Below are 19,134 nucleotides of genomic sequence, written 5' to 3'. Positions count from 1 at the left end.
CTTTTGTTTACTTCTTTTTCTTTTCAATTTCTTCAGACAATGGATTCGACTCCATGGCCTTTTTGATGTTTTCATTAGATAAATGTGTGTATATCTCAGTGGTCGCAATGCTTTTGTGACCGAGTATATCTTTCAGTACAAGAGTATCTACACCGCCGTGTTGGTACATTAGGGTTGCGGCTGTATGCCTGAGCTTGTGGGTGGTAATACCCAAATTGCTAAGTCCTGCACGCTGGAGCTGTTCATCTACTATTTGTTGAACACGTCGCTTGTTTATCCTCGTTTTGTTAGCCGACAAAAAAATGGCAGTTTGTTCCACGTGGGGGCGGGTAGTGTCAATATACTCATCAAGTGCAGAAACACAAGCGTCGTTAAGATAAATAATGCGCTCCTTGCGGCCTTTGCCGAGGACACGCAGAGTTCTGTTATCTCGGCTGTAATCGCTTAAATTCAAGCCCACAAGCTCGCTCAGACGCATACCGCAGTTAAGGAACAGAGTAATGATACAATAATCACGCACCTGATTTTTAGAGTCGATATTACGCAGAAGCTCAAGGCTTTGTTCAAGGGACAGATATTTAGGCAAGGCTTGATTTATATGCGGCAATTCAAGATCATCAAGCGGATTGTTTGAAATGAGCTTGGCTTTTTTGCAAAGATAAACGTAAAACTGTTTCAACGCCGAACATTTTCTCGCACGGGTCTTTGTGGAATTATTGCGCTCATCTTTGAGATACTTTAAATAAACATAAGCATCGTTTAGTGAAAAGCATTCGAGCCATTCTATTGGCGTTTCTTTTATTTTTATTTTATTGAAAGGCGTTTCGGCTGGAACTGCATGGTGTTTGACATTAAGATATCGCAGAAATGTTCGGATATCAATAAAATAAGCTTCTTCAGTGCGGTCAGAACGGTCTTTGACAACTTTCATGTTAGTTAGAAAATCGTCGAGATAATATGGGCAATCATCTGCATATGCTTGTTTCATTTATATCTATTCTCCTTATTTATCACTTCTCTAAGTTTCACTAAATTTTTATTTAGTGAAACTTTCTGTACACGCTGTGCGAGGGGCTGTTTGTGGCTCTTTTACGCTTTGTCGTCTCTCCCCGTTGTGCACTGCTTTAAGTATACACCCTACTTTGTGGGCTGTCAAGCTATACTACATTTGCGGTAATCCCTTGACAACAAAATTTATTATATCATATAAAGCAAGGCGAGGTTAAAACCTTGCTCATATGATATTTTTTTGTGTATAGAAGTGGCTTACTTACGAACCTTTGTGAGCCACTTCATTATTTTTGAACAAATTATTTTATAAATTTCCTCCAAACAGTTGATTTTACAGCGAAAATATGATAAAATCATAGTAGTATATTTTATGAAAGGAACGATAGTTAATGAACGACAAGAAACCTATGGTCATGAGAATACTCGTTCTCGCTTTGGTTGCCGTACTTATACTCGGTCTGATCGTCGGAACTGTCATTAGTGCTGTATAATGGTGCATATCGGAAATAGCTGGGACGATATTCTGGCTGATGAGTTTAAAAAGGAATATTATTTGAAACTTCGTGAATTTTTGAAATACGAATATTCACACTTCACTGTTTATCCTGATATGCATGATATCTTCAATTCATTGAAGTACACGCCTTATGAAAACGTCAAGGCTGTTATCATTGGACAGGATCCTTACCATGGTCCGGGACAGGCTCATGGTCTTTGTTTTTCCGTTAAAGCTGGTGTTAATCCACCACCGTCTTTGCAGAATATTTTTAAAGAACTTAATGCTGATCTTGGTATCTCTATCCCTAATAATGGCGAGCTTACCGATTGGGCTAAGCAGGGCGTGCTGATGATGAACACTGTTCTTACTGTTCGTCAAGGTCAGCCTAATTCTCATAAGGGTAAGGGCTGGGAGCAGCTTACTGACGCTGTAATAAAAAAGCTTAATGAGCGTAATGTGCCTACTGCGTTTATCCTTTGGGGTGGCAATGCTAAGGCTAAGGCACCACTTATAACGAACCCTATTCATGCAGTATTCAAGGCAGCTCATCCATCTCCATTGTCTGCGTATAATGGTTTTTTCGGATGCAGGCATTTTTCTAAGGTTAACGATTTCCTTGTAAGCAACAATATTCAGCCAATAGATTGGACAATAAGCAATAAGTAAAAAATAGCCTCGGTTTGTTTCACTACAGACCGAGGTTTTATTTTTATAGTTTTTTGATGTGCTGTATAAGCAACGCTACTCCCATTACAATGAGGTTGTAGACGATAACTAGCGTTGGAGTAAGCTGAACAAATGAACCTGCTAGCATCATTATAAGGGCTATGAGCGCCGCAAGTATCGTTGCACCATACATCACTGACGCACCAAGTTCTGCGGTAAATTTGAGCCTTTTTGCGCCTATCACAAGCATTGCAAAAGACGGAAAATGTCCGCTGCAAAGCATTGATGAAGCCTGACGTGGAACGTATTCGGTTTCGCTTTCGTAGTCCTTGTGATATCTGAAGCTGAGAAGCTTAACGCTGTCGCTTTCAATATCAAAGAGGTCAGAGAGAAAACGCTGTGAAAGAAAGCCGTCAACTGTTCTTATTACTGTTGTGATACCTTCAAGTTCAAGCTCCTGAAGCCAACGTGTAACGGACAGATTAGGCAATACCTGAATAACGAACATTGCTGCTGTTATTCCAGAAATAGAAAGATAGACAGCAACATTCCCATTTGTATACTCCTTCTCTTTTGCTTCTGACGGCAGACCGTCAATAGAGTGGTTTTCCATAAGCTCTCTTGTACCAAGAAGTACACGTTTGTTTTCTATCCAGCCAGAAAGTCCAAGACCGTCCTCATAAATGTAGCTTTCAACAGGATAAAGCAACTCAGTCTTGCCTCTGAGCATTTTGTAGAATGTAGACTTAAGAACACTTCCCGATTGACAGCTAAGGCTTGCCGCCATTAAAATGCAGTCTTCAATAGAAATAGCTGAGAGAAGCTTAAGGTTTGCAAGCTCAATGCTTCCTTTAGGGAAAAGCTGTTCAGCGTCAACAAGAAGTGAATTTGTGTCAGCAAATTCATCAACAGAAGAATATCCCAGCATTACCGCTGAATACTGCAAATACTTCTTTGTAGCTCTTGCCAAAGGTACATTTACTATAAGCATTACCGCAAACGAAGAACACATGGTAACAGTGCCTGAGAAAGCCGCAAGTGCTATAAACAAACGTTCTTTCATGTTTGACGCACCCTTATCAAATATAAGTGACAAAAGTGCTATAACAACGCCTGCAATGAGGATATAAGGACTTATTTTCTTTGAATACTCATCTGAGATATCAGAAGTGTAGCTGTTCTTCATAAAATCGTCCACAAACTCGGTTTTGCGCATAGCTGCTATCTTTGGCTCTGCAACAGCACCTCTTGTGAAGTTTTCTGCTATTTCCTCATCTTCAACGGATGTAACTGCATATCTCTCAAAATCTCCTGCAACGTACCTAAAATTACGCTCAGTACGTTTTACCACCATAAGTTTTCCAAGAGTATTGAATATCAGACCCACGATTGCAACTGATATGTAAACATGGTAAACATTGTCACGAATAGACTCAGGGTCAAATAGATTTATTATTCCTGCAATGACTGTAATAAAAATACCTATCGCTGCTATTGTATCATTATCTGCCTCTTTTTTAAATAGGCTTTTTATTCCTGCAAGAAGCACGTTATAGCACACCGCTATAGAAATAAGACCCAAAATAGTGTTTGCAAACAGATATGCCGCAGGGGTTATAGTTCTGTCAAATGTCTTTATAAGAGGCAGTTCCAGGTCATTTGCAACCGTTATGAATGTGCTGAAAATGCCCGTAAACAGAAGTACACAAAGCCTTAGAACAAGGTTGCTCTTCACATGACGGATAGAGCCAAAGACCTTTTCGGCGTCATCAAACTTCTTAAACTCCGTCTGCCCTGCCTTGTCTTTATCGTTTGTATCATCACTGTCAGGCTCGCTTTCCTGCTCGTTAGTTTTAAGAACAAAGCTGTCAACTTTCTTCTTTCTGTGCTGTGACAATATAGAGGATTTTTCCTCATAGGTGGCGTCATCAGGGATAAGTGCCTTGTCAAACTCCTCTGTTTTCGGGATTATTTTTCCCGTCAGTCCCATTTTGATATCTTTAAGGCTTGCCCTGTTTACAGGCGGAATGCTCTGCTTTGCAGCCTTGCCTTTTTTATGTTTGGTGAGATTATTTATAAGTGCAGCATTTTCCTCGTTACGTTTTTTTTCGGTCGTATGGTCTGACGCCAATTCATCATCAAAATCTGTTGCTTTTATTGGATCATAGTCGTCACTATCTATATCGCTGGTATCATTATCTTTTTCAATACTCTCATCAATATTAGTATCTTCATTAGTATCTTCATTTAAAATTTCATCGTTTTCCTGTGACTCGTCAGTTTTTAAATCTTTTTCAACTTTTTCGCTGTATTCTGAAATTATATCGTCTATTGAGAATTTATCAGCCAAAGCTTTAACCTCCCTGTTCCTTATAGATTTCTCTGTCTTACGGCTTCATACATAAAAATGCCCGCCGCAACGGAAGCATTCAAAGAATTGACTTTGCCTGCCATAGGCAAACTAAGCAAAAAATCACATTTATCTTTTATTAAACGTCCCATGCCAAAGCCCTCAGAGCCGACTATCAGCCCTATAGGACCAGTTAGCTTAACTTCAGTATAGCTCTGTCCCTCGCCGTCAGTTCCATATATCCATACACCGTTTTCTTTAAGCATATCAATAGTTGCTGCAAGATTTGAAACTCTTGCAACAGGCAACCAGCTTGCTGCACCTGCTGACGTTTTGAAAACAGTTGCGTTCAATGATGCACTTCTTCTCTTTGGAATGATAACGCCGTGAGCACCTGCCGCCTCAGCCGTTCTGATTATTGCACCAAGATTGTGCGGATCTTCTATCTCATCGCAAATGATAATGAAAGGATCCTCTCCCTTTTCATTTGCGATGCTGAGAATATCCTCCGGAGACACATACTCCGCACACGCACCCATAGCAATAACACCCTGATGTGAAGCTCCCCTGCTCATATTGTTGAGTTTTGTTTCGGTAACACGCTTGACATTTATGCCTTTTTCCTTTGCAAGTCTACAAATAAGTGTTATAGAGCCTTTAGCCTCAGGGTTAATATAGATAGTGTCGATCAGCTTATTTGCTTTTAAAGCCTCGATAACAGGGTTTCTGCCAATTATAAACTGCAGTTCATTTTCTTCGTCTAAATTATTATTTTTATCTTGATAATTACTCATTGAATTTTCCTTTTCAAAAAAATATACTACTCATAATTATACCACAAAAAAAACATAATGCCAATAGTAAACAGGCTTTTTATATAGACTTTCGACGATTTACACAAATTTTATCAATGATATTTATGCTTATCACATACACAATGCGATAAGCAGCAGAACAAGCATTGCCACACCCATTATAGTTGATATCACAGCCGCAGAGTTGAATTTTCTGTTGGTCGAAAACATTTTGTCCCCCGTTATCGCACTTGCGATATCAACAGCATTTTTTCTTAAAATATCAGGGTGTAGATGATTTTTATTTGCGTTTACAAATAATATAATCTTATCAAAACATTCATTTTCTGTACACTTTATTTCGATGATTTGTTTATTAATTCCTTTGAGCATGACAGCCAACTCCTCTGAATACCAATTACTTGATTATATTACTGATTGTTGGCATTAAAAAAGTGCAATATTCAACATTTCAACGCAAAAATGTTGAATATGAAAAGTTTTCAACATTCGTAGGGGCATTTTCTGTTGAAAACCATGTTGAAAACGTTGAAAACTCATGGTTTTATCGGTATTTGCAGGCTGTTGAAAACTTCATATTATAACGAAAATCGACCATTTAAGCGAAAAAACGCTAACTTTTGGGAACAAATACACACGAGAATGTTACGAATATATTAACATACAAACTTGTATGTTAAAGGTTATTTGTTAGCAGCGGAATGACCGCACTTTACATAATTTTTGAATTTGTTTGAGAATAAATTTACAATGCTAGATCCAAAGTACAAAAAAATGCCCCGATAAAAGAACAATGACCTATTAAATGATATAAGCTGATCTTCTGTACATATAATTGTACTTTTACAATCTTCTGCATAAAATCTAAGCTGTAACCATTGTAACGAAAAGTAACGAAAATTTCTTATCTTGTGGTAAGAAATTTTATAGCACGCTCTATGGAGTCTTTTGAGTTTCCCCAATCGGCATTTGCTCCTGTGTTACGGTAGTCATACATCTTGCAGTAGTGTGATACGTCCGCTTCAAGAGTGTCAAGATATTTGCTTGTCAGCTCGCCGCAAGCGTCAATAAACTGCTTCTGATATTTCTTATCCATATTTTCAGTACACATAGACACTAAAAGGTCATAGTGCGGCAGACAAAGCATTTCCTGCTGAGCAAAAAGATCTCTGAAATCACGCTGTTGAACATACATCTCAAACAGCGTAACGAGTATCCTTGACATTCCCCAATCCACCTTGCTGCATACAAAACATTCGTTATTTACTGCGCTGACTTTCTTTTGCTTTGCTGTCTTGCCCTCGAACATTTTCTTTCGTGTGAAAATATGCTTTTGCATATCCTGCAAATGTGATTGAAGCATAAGTGCAAGTGACAGTCTATTTTTGCAGGCTCTCATCTGTTCAAAATGTGTTTTGCAGAAGCCAAGCTTATTGGTCTCCATACGCACGTCCGGCTCCATCATAGCCGCTCCCATTATGTACTCAACAGTTCTCTGCTCCAACGTATCACGCAGGCGGCATATTGGACAGCCGCATTTCGGCTCAAATATATCTGTGACAGGTATTGTCAGAATGCTTTCTCTCATATGATCTATCCTTTCTGAGATATGTTTATTTTATCCGCTTGAAAAATACTGATATTTATAGTATAATATCTTTTGTAGAATTTTGCAAGTCGATTCGATAAATTTATAATATAATGGAGTTGAATTTTATGGATTATACACAAAGCGGCAGTGACATTTTGCTGAAACAGCCTGATTTTGGACTAGATGACACACTTGATTGCGGACAGGCTTTTCGCTGGGAGAAGATAGATAAAAAAACTTACAGCGGAGCTTTCCTTAACAACAAACTTACCATAAGCGAGGAACCCGAAAATGGCGTGTTTAGGCTTCATGACACTACTGTGCAGAACTTTGAAAACATTTGGACTGATTATTTTGACCTGAATACTGATTACGGGGAGCTTAAACGCCGTTTTTCTGAGGACGAAACTCTGTCAAAAGCCTGCTCATTTGCAGGCGGCATAAGAATACTCAGGCAGGACAGTTGGGAGGCGTTATCTTCTTTTATAATAAGTCAGAATAACAATATCCCAAGGATAAAGGGCATTATAGGACGTTTGTGTGAGCATTACGGCGGCTACCCTTCTGCTGAAGATATGGCAGATGAAACTATAGACAGCCTTGCGTATCTGCGTTCAGGATTCAGAGCAAAATATCTTGTCGACGCCATTGAAAAGGTTTTGAGCGGTGAGATAGACTACCAAAAGATAAAAGAAATGCCCCTTGACGATGCACGAAACGAGCTTATGAAGATCAAGGGCGTTGGTCCGAAAGTTGCTGATTGTACACTGCTTTTCGGCTTTTACAAAACGGATGCTTTTCCAAAAGACGTGTGGGTGAAGCGAGTGCTTGCACAGTGGTATCCGAACGGACTTCCCTCTTGTGTGAAGGGTGTTGAGGGCATTGCACAGCAATATCTATTCCACTACATAAGAAATACCCAGAAATAACGAAAGACCCGATCGTAGAGTTTTCCACGATCGGGTCTGATATTTTATTACATAGACTCTGGGCAAGTTATCTTGAGCATATCAAGAATATTCTTTATTACCTGCTTAACTGCAAGTGAAAGTGAAAGTCTTGCCTGCATAACGCTCTCGTCTTCTCCCATGATACGGCAGTTGTTATAGAACTTGTGATACATTGTAGCAAGGTCTATAACATACTTTGTTACCTTAGCTGGGTCATAAGCCTTTGCAGCCTCGTTTATAACATTCGGCAGAGTAGCAAGGTGTTTTATCATCTCCTGCTCCTCAGACACTGTGAGGACGCTGAGAGCCGCCTTGTCGAGGCTCTTAACTTCAATGCCCTCTTCGTTCATCTTTTTAAGGACAGAACAAATTCTTGCGTGTGCATACTGTACGTAGTAAACTGGGTTCTGGCTTGTCTGAGATACAGCAAGGTCAAGGTCAAAATCAAAATGAGAATTAGGCTCACGGAGATTAAAGAAAAATCTTGCTGCGTCTATCGGTATTTCGTCAAGAAGAGTTGACAGAGTGATAGCTTTGCCTGAACGCTTGGAAAGCTTATACTTTTCACCGTTACGGACAAGGTTTACCATTTGCATGATAACAATGTAAAGTCTGTCAGCGTCAACGCCAAGTGCTGTCATAGAAGCTTTAATACGAGCTATATATCCGTGGTGGTCCGCACCGAAAATATCTACAGCTTTATCGAATTTTCTTACTGCAAGCTTGTTGTAGTGATATGCGATATCAGGCACAAGATATGTTGGCACACCGTTTTCACGAACGAGAACTCTATCCTTTTCGTCACCGAACTCTGTTGTTTTAAACCAAAGGGCACCGTCTTTTTCATAGGTATGACCGCTTGCTTTGAGCTGTTCGATAACTCTCTGAACTGAGCCGTCCTTATGAAGTGTGCTTTCGTTGAACCACTTGTCATACTGTATTCTATATTTGCCAAGGTCGTCGTGAAGCTTCTGAATGTTCTTTGGCAAGGCAAAATCGCAAAGTGCCTGACGGCGTTCCTCGCTGTCAGCGTTCACATACTTGTCGCCGTATATCTCATTGAATGCGTTTGCATGGTCGATTATGTCCTGACCCTTATAAGCGTCCTCCGGAAGTTCAGTTTCAGGCTTGTATATCTGAAGATATCTAACTTCGAGTGAAGTCTTGAACTTCTCTATCTGATTGCCTGCGTCATTGATATAGAACTCTCTTGCTACCTCATAGCCTGCCTTTTCAAGAACAGACGCAAGACAGTCGCCTATAGCTCCGCCTCTTGCGTTGCCTATGTGCATAGGACCTGTTGGATTTGCAGAAACAAATTCCACAAGAACGCTCTTCCCAGCGCCAAGGTCAGTTTCACCGTATTTCTCTTTCTGCTCCAAAACAGTGGCAACTACAGTTGCATACCATTCAGTAGAATAGAAAAAGTTGATGAACCCAGGACCTGCCACTTCACATCTTGCAAAGTATGAGCCGTTAAGGTCTATCTTTGATACGATAGCTTCTGCTATTTTTCTTGGATTGTTTCTGAAAGGTCTTGCACATACCATTGCGGCATTAGTGGAAACGTCACCGTTTTTTGAGTCGGCAGGTATCTCCGTATTAAATGCAGGAACAGGCTCTGCTGGAAAAGTTCCGTCTGCAACAAGCTCGCCCATAGCCTTCATTACAAGCTCCTTAGCCTGAATAAATGCGTCGCTTATGAGATTAGTCATATTATTTTTCCGTCCTTCCAAATATAATTATGCGACAACATTTGCCGCTTTTACTTCTATAGCTATCTCAAAATCACCGATATAGCTTGAATTGACATCTAAGACATAGTGAAAGAAAAGCATTCCACCGTTTTCGTCAAGATCTGATCTTATGGTTTTAGCGGTTATGCCTACCATAAAATCACCGTATGGAGTGCCATAAACGCAATGCTGCTTTTCGCCTATATCAACAACAAGATTCGCTTCAACCGTTCCGGTTCTGTTCATAGTCACCTTGCGGCAGCCTTCGGTTTCTAGCGTTGTAACGCTTCCTTCAAATCCTGTTGCCTCAGACTCCTCATACGATATGCGATATCCTTTTTCGGTTGCTTCATAAAGTCCTGCTGAGATAAGCTCTGTTTCTTCTTTTGTATTACCGTCGCTTTGACGGCTAACAAGTTTTATTGATACTTCCTTGCTGGTCAAATAAAATCCTCCAGTTTACAGCTTTAGGCTGCATTTTGATATTTGTGCATTGATATTGTTTCCGAGAAAACGTTCAACATTCTCAGAAAACAGCTCAACGCTGTCGGTACAGTAAAGCTCAAGGCTCTCACGCTCTTCTCTTTCAGTCGTATCATCGCTGTATGAAAGGGAGTTGAGTGCATATTTCGCAAGCTCTGCACCTGATGAAACAAGTGTTACACCCTCGCCCATTATATCTGAAATTAGTTCAGTGAGGTGTGGATAGTGAGTACAGCCGAGAATAAGCGTATCAACGTCTTCTTTTTTCATTATTTCAAGATACTCCTGTGCGATATACCTTGCAGGCACGCAATCAGGGGCAGTATAGCCATTCTCTACCAGTGGCACGAACATAGGACAAGCCTTGCCGACAACCTTGATGTTAGGATTAATGCTTCTTATAGCTTTGCCGTAAATGCCGCTCTTTATGGTCGCACTTGTGGCTATAACACCTATCCTGTTATTCTTTGTAGCAGAGCAGGCAGCCTTTACAGCAGGCTCAACAACTCCGCTTATGGAGATATCTGACTTTATATCCATTGCAGGCAATACAGAAGAAACTGTACCGCAAGCAACGAGAATCATTTTAACGTTATGCTGTTTAAGAAACTCTATATCCTGTCTGGCATAGCTCATTATAGTCTCTCTGCTTTTTGAGCCGTATGGCACTCTTGCCGTGTCGCCAAGATAAACGATATTTTCATTTGGCAGAAGCTTTATAAGCTCTTTCACGCAGGTAAGCCCGCCAACTCCTGAGTCGAAAACTCCAATGGCGGCGTTATTCATAATCAACCTCCGCCTTATCAAGTGCCAGCTTGATAAGCTTATCTTCCTGCTGTGCAGGGGTCATTCCCTCGTACTGCATAAGCTGTGGATACATACTTATAGGCGTGTGACCTGGGAGAGTATTTATTTCGTTAAGAATAACAGTGCCGTCTTTCATAAGGAAAAAGTCTACTCTTGAAAGTCCGCTGCAACCCATTGCTCTGTATGCCTTGACAGCCGTCTTTCTTATTTCTTCAATGCTCTCCTCGCTCATTCTTGCAGGGATAAGCGTTTTGGAAGCGGCATCATTATATTTTGCGTCAAAATCGTAAAACTCGTCATTTGCGGAGCATACTTCACCGACAGTTGAAGCAAAAGGCTCGTCATTGCCCATTACTGCACACTCGCACTCCATGCCAACTATAGTTTCTTCTACAATGACCTTGCTGTCATGAGCAAATGCAAGCTTGATAGCAGATTTAAGCTCGTCTCTGTTTTTAGCTTTTGAAACGCCCACAGAAGAACCGCAGTTTGCAGGCTTGACGAACATAGGATAGCCAAGCTTGCTTTCCATTTCGTCACACTTTTTGTCAAGATGTGAAAGCTCTGAGGTTATAATGCCTACCCACTTTGCTGTCTTTATGCCATTTGCGTCAAGAACAGTGTGTGTAAGTCCCTTATCCATGCAGTTTGCAGATGATATGCAGTCACAGCCTACAAATGGTATCTCAGCAAGCTGAAAAAGCCCCTGAATAGTGCCGTCTTCACCGTTCTTTCCGTGAAGGACTGGGAAAATAACGTCAACTTTTACATTCTGATATTCGCCGTTTTCGCCAAGAGCGATAAAGCCCTTGTGAAGAGGGTCAGGGCTGAGAACGCATGGAACATTATCAGGGTGCTGTTCCCATTTGTTTGACGCAATATCGTCAACATCTCCTATATATTTCATCCAGTGACCTTTTTTTGTTATTCCGATACAAATAACATCATATTTGTCCTTTGGTATACTCTTTATAACGTGAGTTGCAGAAACAACAGATACGTCGTGCTCGTTTGATTTTCCGCCGAAAATAACGGCAACTCGGATCTTAGACATAAAAATTCGTCCTTTCTGAATTAGTATCATAATATTATAACATATTTCCGCTAAAATTGCAAATCTTTTTGTGCCAAAATATACGCAAAACTGCCTTGAATATTGTGTTTATTGCATAAGGCAGGACTATTTGCCGTAGGCAGCGACTTTTTCAAAGCTAATATTGCCACCGAATATATCCAGTGCTGAGCCTATGGTGAAATCTATCTTTCCCCTGCCGAGTTCTTTTAGCGTATCGAGGTCGTCAAATGAGGAAATGCCGCCTGCATAGGTCGATGAAATGGTGCAGTATTCTCCCATTATCTTTGCTATCTGCGGCTCAATGCCCTTTGCTTTGCCCTCTATGTCAACAGCATGGATAAGAAACTCATCGCAGTATTCTGAGAACATTTCTAGGGTCTGGCTGTTCATTTCAATATCGGTGAATTTCTGCCAGCGGTCTGTCACAACGTAATACTTCCCGTCCCTTTTGCGGCAGGAAAGATCTAGCACAAGTCTGCTTTTGCCAACGGACTTCACCAGTTTGTTCAGATTATCGAAATTAACAACACCGTTTTTGAAAACAAAGCTCGTTACGATAACATGGCTTGCGCCCTTTTCAAGAAATTGTGCGGCGTTTTCGTCATTTATTCCGCCGCCTATCTGCAATCCGCCCTCAAATGCGGATAATGCACTGTAGGCTTGTTCGAGGTCTAAGTTGTAAAATTCGCTGCCGACAGGGTTCAGTATAATAATATGTCCTCCTGTCAGTCTGTATGACTTATAAAGCTTGCCATAATATGCACCGTCATATTCTGAAACGAAGTTATCCACAGCATAATTGTTTTTGTCAGAAAGGCTTCCGCCCACTATCTGTTTTACATTACCGTTATGGATATCTATGCAAGGTCTGAATTTCATTGCTCTCTCCTATCTGAATTTTCTCATGTATATCACCAAAACTATATCATTTCCGTTTTGGACGCGTTGACAGTATACTTGATGATCTGTATGCTTTTCGCAGAAGCTGTCAAAAACTTTGCTAAGCCCTTTGATATTTCTCTCATTGAAGTTCGTGTCTATCTGGTCAGTTTCACTGAATTGGAAATCGCTCATATCTGACGTTACCGCCACGCTGTCCTGCATATTATCCAAAGCCTTTTCCATAAGGCTCTCTATCTCATTTACTGAGTTTATATGCGTAACTGTCTGCGTAATATAGCTGAACTTTGTACTATCTGTATCAGGAAGCTCTGTATCGTCCCAGACGTGTTTTGTTTTCATGTATTCTTCTGAGACGTTAAAATACTTGTGCCTTACTGGTCTATCCATAAAGTCAGGGATAGGGTCGTCCCAGCAAGCGTCAACATAATACCAGCTTTTTCCTATTTGAACTATGTTCCATGAGTGATCGTCGCCCTCAAAATCTGTGGCGTATATGGTCTTGCAGGGTATTTCCAGCATATCCATAAAAAGCTGAAACGTTGTGGAATAGCCTGAGCATATTGCTTTTCCGTTTATAAGACAGCCATATGGATTATCAGAGTTTGGCAGGCCAATACCAAGCGCATTGAGATGTGTTTCGTCATAGCTTGCACAGCCGACTATATAATCATGTACCGCAAGCTCTTTTTCGTAATCGTTCATGTCAGGTGTGATAAGTTTTTCAATGACTGAAACGGCTTTGTTGTATATTTCAAGCTGTTTATCATCAAGATTTGCTGTATTGCCTGAGAGATAAGCCTGAGATATAGGCGTGCTGTCATAGTATTTATCATTGCCGCTTTCGCTGTCAGCACTTGATGATGTAGTCACGGCAGAAGAATTATCCACAACTGTTGTGGGCTTTTGTGACTCTGTACAGCCTGTCAGACATAGTATCATCGCCGATAATAATATCAAAACAGTTTTTGCTTTCATGCTTTTCACCGCCTTGTTTTCTCTGATAACACAACTATTATATAATATACGCTTTGCCGTGTCAAGTAAGGATATCGTAAGAAATGAAAATTTATACAGTAAATTGACGTATACCATGCAAAAATATGCACTAAAGCGCTATAAAATCAAGCAAATGTTTATATTTACCTTGACAAAAATCGCAATTTGTTATAAAATATTAATATCAGTTATTTTTGAAAGGATTGTTGTTACAATGGGACTTACTTTAACAGAAAAAATACTTAAAGCACATCTTGTTGACGGCGAATTTGTTAAGGGTCAGGAGATCGGTATCCGTATCGACCAGACGCTTACTCAGGACGCAACAGGTACAATGGCTTATCTTGAATATGAGGCAATGGGCGTTCCTCGTGTCAGAACGGAAAAGTCTGTAGCTTATATCGACCACAACACGCTTCAGTCAGGCTTTGAGAATGCCGACGACCACAGATTTATCGGTTCTGTCTGCAAAAAGCACGGCATTTATTTTTCACGTCCCGGAAACGGTATCTGTCATCAGGTACATCTTGAGCGTTTCGGTATACCAGGTAAGACCCTTATAGGCTCTGACAGCCACACTCCAACAGGCGGTGGTATCGGAATGATCGCTATAGGTGCAGGTGGACTTGATGTTGCAGTTGCAATGGGTGGTGGTGCTTATTACATCACATATCCTAAGATAGTAAAGGTAAATCTCACAGGCAAGCTTTCTCCATGGGTATCAGCTAAGGACGTTATCCTTGAAGTTCTCAGAAGAATGTCAGTAAAGGGCGGCGTAGGCAAAGTTATAGAATACTGCGGCGAAGGCGTAAAGACACTTACAGTCCCTGAGAGAGCAACTATTACAAATATGGGTGCTGAGCTTGGTGCAACTACATCTATCTTCCCTTCTGACGAAACAACACTTGCATTTCTGAAGGCTCAGGACAGAGCTGACGTATGGAGCGAGCTAAAGGCTGATGATGACGCTGTTTATGACGAACAGATAGATATCGATCTTTCACAGCTCGTACCACTGGCTGCCTGTCCTCATTCTCCTGACAACGTTAAGAGCGTAAATGAGATCGGAAAGCTTAAGATAGATCAGGTTTGTATCGGCTCATGCACAAACTCTTCTTATGTTGACATGATGAAAGTAGCTCACATTCTTAAGGGCAAGACAGTTGACCCTAGCGTTTCACTTGCAATCGCTCCAGGCTCAAAGCAGGTACTTAACATGATCGCTGAGAACGGCGCACTTGCTGATATGATAGCAGCAGGCGCAAGAATACTTGAATCCGCTTGCGGCCCATGTATCGGTATGGGTCAGTCACCTAACTCAAAGGGTGTTTCACTTAGAACATTCAACAGAAACTTCGAGGGTCGTTCAGGCACAAAGGATGGTCAGATCTATCTGGTATCACCTGAAATGGCTGCTGTTTCAGCTCTCACAGGCTACCTCACTGACCCAAGAACACTTGGAGATATGCCTGAGTTCAAGCTTCCTGAACATTTCAAGATAAACGACAATATGGTTGTTCCGCCAGCTGACGAGGCTGATATGGACAGCGTTGAGGTTCTTAGAGGACCAAATATCAAGCCTTTCCCACAGACTTCACCGCTTGATGACAGCATCGATTGTCAGGTATCACTTAAGGTGGGCGACAACATCACTACAGACCACATCATGCCTGCCGGTGCGAAGATACTTCCATTACGTTCAAATATACCTGCTATTTCACAGCACTGCTTTACAGTATGTGATGAGGACTTCCCAAGACGTGCAAAGAACATGGGCAAGTCAATAATCGTTGGCGGCTCAAACTACGGTCAGGGTTCATCAAGAGAACACGCAGCACTTGCTCCTCTCTATCTTGGCATAAAGGCTGTTCTTGTTAAAAGCTTTGCAAGAATACACAGAGCTAATCTTATCAACGCAGGTATCCTTCCGCTCACATTTGTAAATGAAGCTGACTATGACAAGATAAATCAGGGCGATGAGATCGTTCTTGCTGACGTTCGTGCAGACGTTGAGGCTGATATGTCTAAGCTTACTGTTGTGAATAAGACAACAGGTGTTGAGATACCAGTTCTCTGCGAGCTTACAGGCAGAACAAAGGATATTATCCTTGCAGGTGGTCTGCTTGACTACACAAGAGAACAGCTTTCAAAATAATCGAGTTTGATATGGAGGTTTCCTATGGGGATTTTCTCGAAACTTTTCGGCACAAAGGACAGCACTCCAGCAATAAAAGACTATTCTTTTATTGCCGATATTGCCGCATTGATTACGGACAATGACAGCGAAGTTGTTTCAAAGCTTCGTGAATGTGCAAATGACCCTTGGGCTTATGCTGAGAAAAACGCTTCAAGATATTTGCAAAGAGGCGTAGTTGTTTCTGACAGGGAAGCAAATGATATTGACGATATCTGCTGGATAGGTATGATAGACGAACTTGAAGAAAACGGCTATCTCTTCCCTTGCGACTATTCAGAGGAGGTCGAGAATATTATCTGGGGACTTTCACAGCTTAAAAACTACAGCTTGATCGAAAGCTATACAGACGACTTTGAGGCTGATGACGATGATGACGCTGAGGCGTTTGTACATAAGTTAAACAGCAATCTCAAAGGTGCTTGCATATGTATGATAGATATTGACAGCGACAGCTACGAGCTTATCATTGCAAGTCTTGACGTTTACAAAAAGATATCTGCGATAGCTAAAAACAACGGATATTCCATTATTACTTTATAGGAGGTCTTACCAATGGCAAAAATTCAGATGAAAACACCGCTCGTTGAAATGGACGGCGACGAAATGACCAGAATTATCTGGCAGGATATAAAGGATATTCTTCTTACTCCATATATTGACCTTAAAACAGAATACTATGATCTTGGTCTTGTTCATAGAAATGAGACCGACGATCAGGTAACTGTTGACTCTGCAAACGCTACAAAGAAATACGGCGTTGCTGTTAAGTGTGCAACTATCACACCTAACGCTGCGAGAATGCCTGAATACAACCTCAAGGAAATGTGGAAATCCCCTAACGGCACTATCAGAGCTATCCTTGACGGAACAGTTTTCAGAACTCCTATCCTTGTTAAGGGTATCACTCCATACATTCCTACATGGACAAAGCCTATCACTATCGCTCGTCACGCATATGGCGACGTTTATAAGAACGTTGAAATGAAATGCCCTGCTGGCTCAAAGGCAGAGCTTGTTTGCACTGACAAGGACGGCAAGGAAACTAGAGAAACAATTTACAACTTTGAGTGCGACGGAATCATTCAGGGTCAGCATAACAAGTCGACTTCTATCGCTTCATTCGCAAGAGCTTGCTTTAATTTTGCACTTGATAAGAAGCAGGATGTTTGGTTTGCTACAAAGGATACTATTTCAAAGAAGTATGACCACACATTCAAGGATATCTTCCAGGAGATATACGATAACGAGTACAAGGCTAAGTTTGAAGCGGCTGGTATCGAGTATTTCTATACTCTTATCGACGACGCTGTTGCGAGAGTTATTCGTTCAAACGGCGGTTATATCTGGGCCTGCAAGAACTATGACGGTGACGTAATGTCTGACATGGTAGCTACAGCATATGGCTCACTGGCTATGATGACTTCTGTTCTTGTTTCACCTGACGGAATCTATGAATATGAGGCTGCTCACGGCACTGTTCAGAGACACTATTACAAGCACCTCAAGGGCGAAGAAACTTCTACAAACTCAGTTGCCACACTGTTCGCATGGACAGGCGCTCTGAGAAAAAGAGGCGAACTCGATAACCTGCCTGAGCTTATGAACTTTGCTGATTGTCTTGAAAAGGCAACTATCGAAACTATCGAAGACGGTGTTATGACAGGTGATCTTTATCTGCTTTCTACACTTGAAAATAAGAAGAAAGTAAATACAGTGGACTTCCTTAAGGCTGTTGACGAGAGACTTAAAAAGCTTCTGGGTTAATTTTCATATCACAAATATTAAAAGCTGTAGCACTTTGCGGTGTTACAGCTTTTTTTAATAGAATATTATGCCGAGAAAGGCGGAGCTTACGATAATTGTGATCGGTGAGAGCTTGAATTTCTTCAGTTTCAAAATAAGCACATCTGCCAAGGCTATGAGCAGGAATATTATCAACGCATTATAGTCAAAAGCAGACTTTGAATTTATGGTGGTGATATTTAGCAGTGAAGATAAAGCCATTGTAATGCCAGTGGCGAGTATCATTGCAACAACGCAAGGACGAATGCCTGAAAGCATTGCTTTTACCCCTGAGTATTTCAGCAAATCTTTCATGATCGAAGCTATGATGAATATTATCACGAACGAAGGCAACACAACGCCAAAAGTGGCTATCAATCCGCCTATGAAGCCTGCCTGCGATGAGCCTACAAAGGTCGCCATGTTCACTGCAAGTGGTCCAGGGGTGGACTCAGATACGGCAATAAAGTTCACAAATTCGTCCTCACTGAGCCAGCCAAAGGTAAGAACTTTTTCACGGATAATGGATATCATTCCATATCCTCCGCCGAATGACACTGCGCCTATTTCAAGAAAAATGAGAAAAAGTTTGAGATATATCATTTTATTGTACTTCCCTTTCTGAGGGTTTTAATCAGATACACGGCAATGCCCACAGCACCACTTATGATAATATAAAATACTGAAGAAAACTTCACAGAAAAAAGTGTGAAAAGTATCATCATTATGAAAACTCCAAGCATTATAATTTTGTCAAGCAATGTGTTATCAAGGGCTTTCAACATTCTTAGTCCTGCAGTAAGTATGAGATATATTACGCCCACCTGAATGCCACGGAATCCAGCGTAGACTACTTTTAAAGACAGAAATTTGTCAAAGAAAAGTGATATTATGTAGATTATAAAAAATGACGGTATGCACACACCGACAGTTGCCGCAAGAGCACCCAGCACACCTCCTATTTTGTAGCCGATATATGTAGCACTGTTTACAGCAGTTGGTCCGGGGGTTGACTCTGATATAGCTGTCATATCGAGAAATTCTTTTTTATCAAGCCAATTTTTGCGCACACAAAATTCTGTTTCAAGCAAGGCTATCATTGCATATCCTCCGCCAAAGGTAAAAACGCCTATCTTAAGAAAGGTCATAAACAATGTTTTTATATTTGAATTGTCATTTTTCAAAAAAACTCACCTCTTTGTATATTATAACAAACTTGTCCTAGTAAGTCAATGCTTTTATTAGCATTTGCTGATTTATTACGAAACATTAA

18 protein-coding genes are annotated in these 19,134 nt (G+C 40.9%); 5 read left to right on the top strand and 13 right to left on the bottom strand.

What is annotated here, in order from left to right; all coding sequences use genetic code 11:
- Positions 1 to 7 precede the first annotated feature (7 nt).
- Positions 8 to 988 (bottom strand): tyrosine-type recombinase/integrase, encoded by a 981-nt coding sequence (locus tag AB5Z01_RS02410; RefSeq protein WP_287216333.1) that lies wholly within the window; start codon positions 986 to 988, stop codon positions 8 to 10.
- 513 nt (positions 989 to 1,501) lie between these two features.
- Here AB5Z01_RS02410 and AB5Z01_RS02405 point away from each other — a divergent pair.
- On the top strand, positions 1,502 to 2,176 hold the full coding sequence (locus tag AB5Z01_RS02405) for a uracil-DNA glycosylase (RefSeq protein ID WP_022286908.1): 675 nt from the start codon (positions 1,502 to 1,504) through the stop codon (positions 2,174 to 2,176).
- Positions 2,177 to 2,219: 43 nt separating this feature from the next.
- Here AB5Z01_RS02405 and AB5Z01_RS02400 read toward each other — a convergent pair whose 3' ends face one another.
- The 4 genes from AB5Z01_RS02400 to AB5Z01_RS02385 all read right to left on the bottom strand — a co-directional run bounded on the left by AB5Z01_RS02400 (position 2,220) and on the right by AB5Z01_RS02385 (position 6,929).
- Positions 2,220 to 4,526 carry a hypothetical protein gene (locus tag AB5Z01_RS02400; protein ID WP_287216334.1) on the bottom strand — a complete coding sequence of 769 codons (2,307 nt, stop codon included), beginning with the start codon at positions 4,524 to 4,526 and terminating at the stop codon, positions 2,220 to 2,222.
- Between the two features lie 20 nt (positions 4,527 to 4,546).
- Positions 4,547 to 5,320 (bottom strand): 23S rRNA (guanosine(2251)-2'-O)-methyltransferase RlmB, encoded by a 774-nt coding sequence (gene rlmB / locus AB5Z01_RS02395; RefSeq protein ID WP_022286906.1) that lies wholly within the window; start codon positions 5,318 to 5,320, stop codon positions 4,547 to 4,549.
- A 132-nt stretch (positions 5,321 to 5,452) separates the two neighbouring features.
- On the bottom strand, positions 5,453 to 5,713 hold the full coding sequence (locus AB5Z01_RS02390) for a hypothetical protein (RefSeq protein WP_195220833.1): 261 nt from the start codon (positions 5,711 to 5,713) through the stop codon (positions 5,453 to 5,455).
- A 532-nt stretch (positions 5,714 to 6,245) separates the two neighbouring features.
- Positions 6,246 to 6,929 (bottom strand): DUF6062 family protein, encoded by a 684-nt coding sequence (locus tag AB5Z01_RS02385; RefSeq protein ID WP_117923641.1) that lies wholly within the window; start codon positions 6,927 to 6,929, stop codon positions 6,246 to 6,248.
- A gap of 128 nt (positions 6,930 to 7,057) precedes the next feature.
- Between AB5Z01_RS02385 and AB5Z01_RS02380 the strand changes: the two genes are divergently transcribed.
- Positions 7,058 to 7,861 (top strand): DNA-3-methyladenine glycosylase, encoded by an 804-nt coding sequence (locus AB5Z01_RS02380; protein ID WP_368365310.1) that lies wholly within the window; start codon positions 7,058 to 7,060, stop codon positions 7,859 to 7,861.
- Positions 7,862 to 7,908: 47 nt separating this feature from the next.
- Here the strand turns inward: AB5Z01_RS02380 and argS are convergent, their stop codons facing one another.
- The 6 genes from argS to AB5Z01_RS02350 all read right to left on the bottom strand — a co-directional run bounded on the left by argS (position 7,909) and on the right by AB5Z01_RS02350 (position 13,861).
- Positions 7,909 to 9,597, bottom strand: coding sequence for an arginine--tRNA ligase (argS, locus tag AB5Z01_RS02375; protein ID WP_368365309.1), 1,689 nt, complete (start codon positions 9,595 to 9,597; stop codon positions 7,909 to 7,911).
- A 27-nt stretch (positions 9,598 to 9,624) separates the two neighbouring features.
- Positions 9,625 to 10,062 carry a DUF1934 domain-containing protein gene (locus tag AB5Z01_RS02370; protein ID WP_195388834.1) on the bottom strand — a complete coding sequence of 146 codons (438 nt, stop codon included), beginning with the start codon at positions 10,060 to 10,062 and terminating at the stop codon, positions 9,625 to 9,627.
- A 15-nt stretch (positions 10,063 to 10,077) separates the two neighbouring features.
- Positions 10,078 to 10,887 carry a glutamate racemase gene (gene murI / locus AB5Z01_RS02365; protein ID WP_278461004.1) on the bottom strand — a complete coding sequence of 270 codons (810 nt, stop codon included), beginning with the start codon at positions 10,885 to 10,887 and terminating at the stop codon, positions 10,078 to 10,080.
- Positions 10,880 to 11,962 (bottom strand): D-alanine--D-alanine ligase family protein, encoded by a 1,083-nt coding sequence (locus AB5Z01_RS02360; protein WP_022286899.1) that lies wholly within the window; start codon positions 11,960 to 11,962, stop codon positions 10,880 to 10,882. The genes murI and AB5Z01_RS02360 overlap by 8 nt, the downstream gene beginning before the upstream one ends.
- A 126-nt stretch (positions 11,963 to 12,088) precedes the next feature.
- A complete protein-coding gene (gene hisA / locus AB5Z01_RS02355; RefSeq protein ID WP_287215054.1) occupies positions 12,089 to 12,862 on the bottom strand; it encodes a phosphoribosylformimino-5-aminoimidazole carboxamide ribotide isomerase in 774 nt (257 codons plus the stop codon).
- A 9-nt stretch (positions 12,863 to 12,871) separates the two neighbouring features.
- Positions 12,872 to 13,861 (bottom strand): transglutaminase domain-containing protein, encoded by a 990-nt coding sequence (locus tag AB5Z01_RS02350; protein ID WP_287215052.1) that lies wholly within the window; start codon positions 13,859 to 13,861, stop codon positions 12,872 to 12,874.
- Between the two features lie 235 nt (positions 13,862 to 14,096).
- Between AB5Z01_RS02350 and AB5Z01_RS02345 the strand changes: the two genes are divergently transcribed.
- Genes AB5Z01_RS02345 through AB5Z01_RS02335 form a run of 3 tightly spaced genes read left to right on the top strand, consistent with a single transcriptional unit; the run spans position 14,097 to position 17,843 of the window.
- A complete protein-coding gene (locus tag AB5Z01_RS02345; RefSeq protein WP_022286896.1) occupies positions 14,097 to 16,037 on the top strand; it encodes an aconitate hydratase in 1,941 nt (646 codons plus the stop codon).
- Positions 16,038 to 16,061: 24 nt separating this feature from the next.
- A complete protein-coding gene (locus tag AB5Z01_RS02340) occupies positions 16,062 to 16,619 on the top strand; it encodes a DUF6630 family protein (protein ID WP_287215051.1) in 558 nt (185 codons plus the stop codon).
- A gap of 12 nt (positions 16,620 to 16,631) precedes the next feature.
- A complete protein-coding gene (locus AB5Z01_RS02335) occupies positions 16,632 to 17,843 on the top strand; it encodes an NADP-dependent isocitrate dehydrogenase (protein WP_038671977.1) in 1,212 nt (403 codons plus the stop codon).
- Between the two features lie 54 nt (positions 17,844 to 17,897).
- On the opposite strand, the gene AB5Z01_RS02330 is transcribed toward AB5Z01_RS02335, so the two are convergent.
- Complete coding sequence (locus AB5Z01_RS02330) at positions 17,898 to 18,464, bottom strand: chromate transporter (RefSeq protein ID WP_287215049.1); 567 nt, start codon at positions 18,462 to 18,464, stop codon at positions 17,898 to 17,900.
- Positions 18,461 to 19,045 (bottom strand): chromate transporter, encoded by a 585-nt coding sequence (locus AB5Z01_RS02325; protein ID WP_353805447.1) that lies wholly within the window; start codon positions 19,043 to 19,045, stop codon positions 18,461 to 18,463. The genes AB5Z01_RS02330 and AB5Z01_RS02325 overlap by 4 nt, the downstream gene beginning before the upstream one ends.
- Positions 19,046 to 19,134: the final 89 nt, after the last annotated feature.

Origin of the sequence: Ruminococcus sp. RTP21359st1_H3_RTP21359_211015 (genome assembly GCF_040909065.1) — a bacterium.
Lineage (GTDB): Bacteria > Bacillota > Clostridia > Oscillospirales > Ruminococcaceae > Hominimerdicola > Hominimerdicola aceti.
The sequence above is the reverse complement of the archived record's forward strand: the minus strand, read 5'-3'. Positions and strand labels throughout refer to the sequence as shown.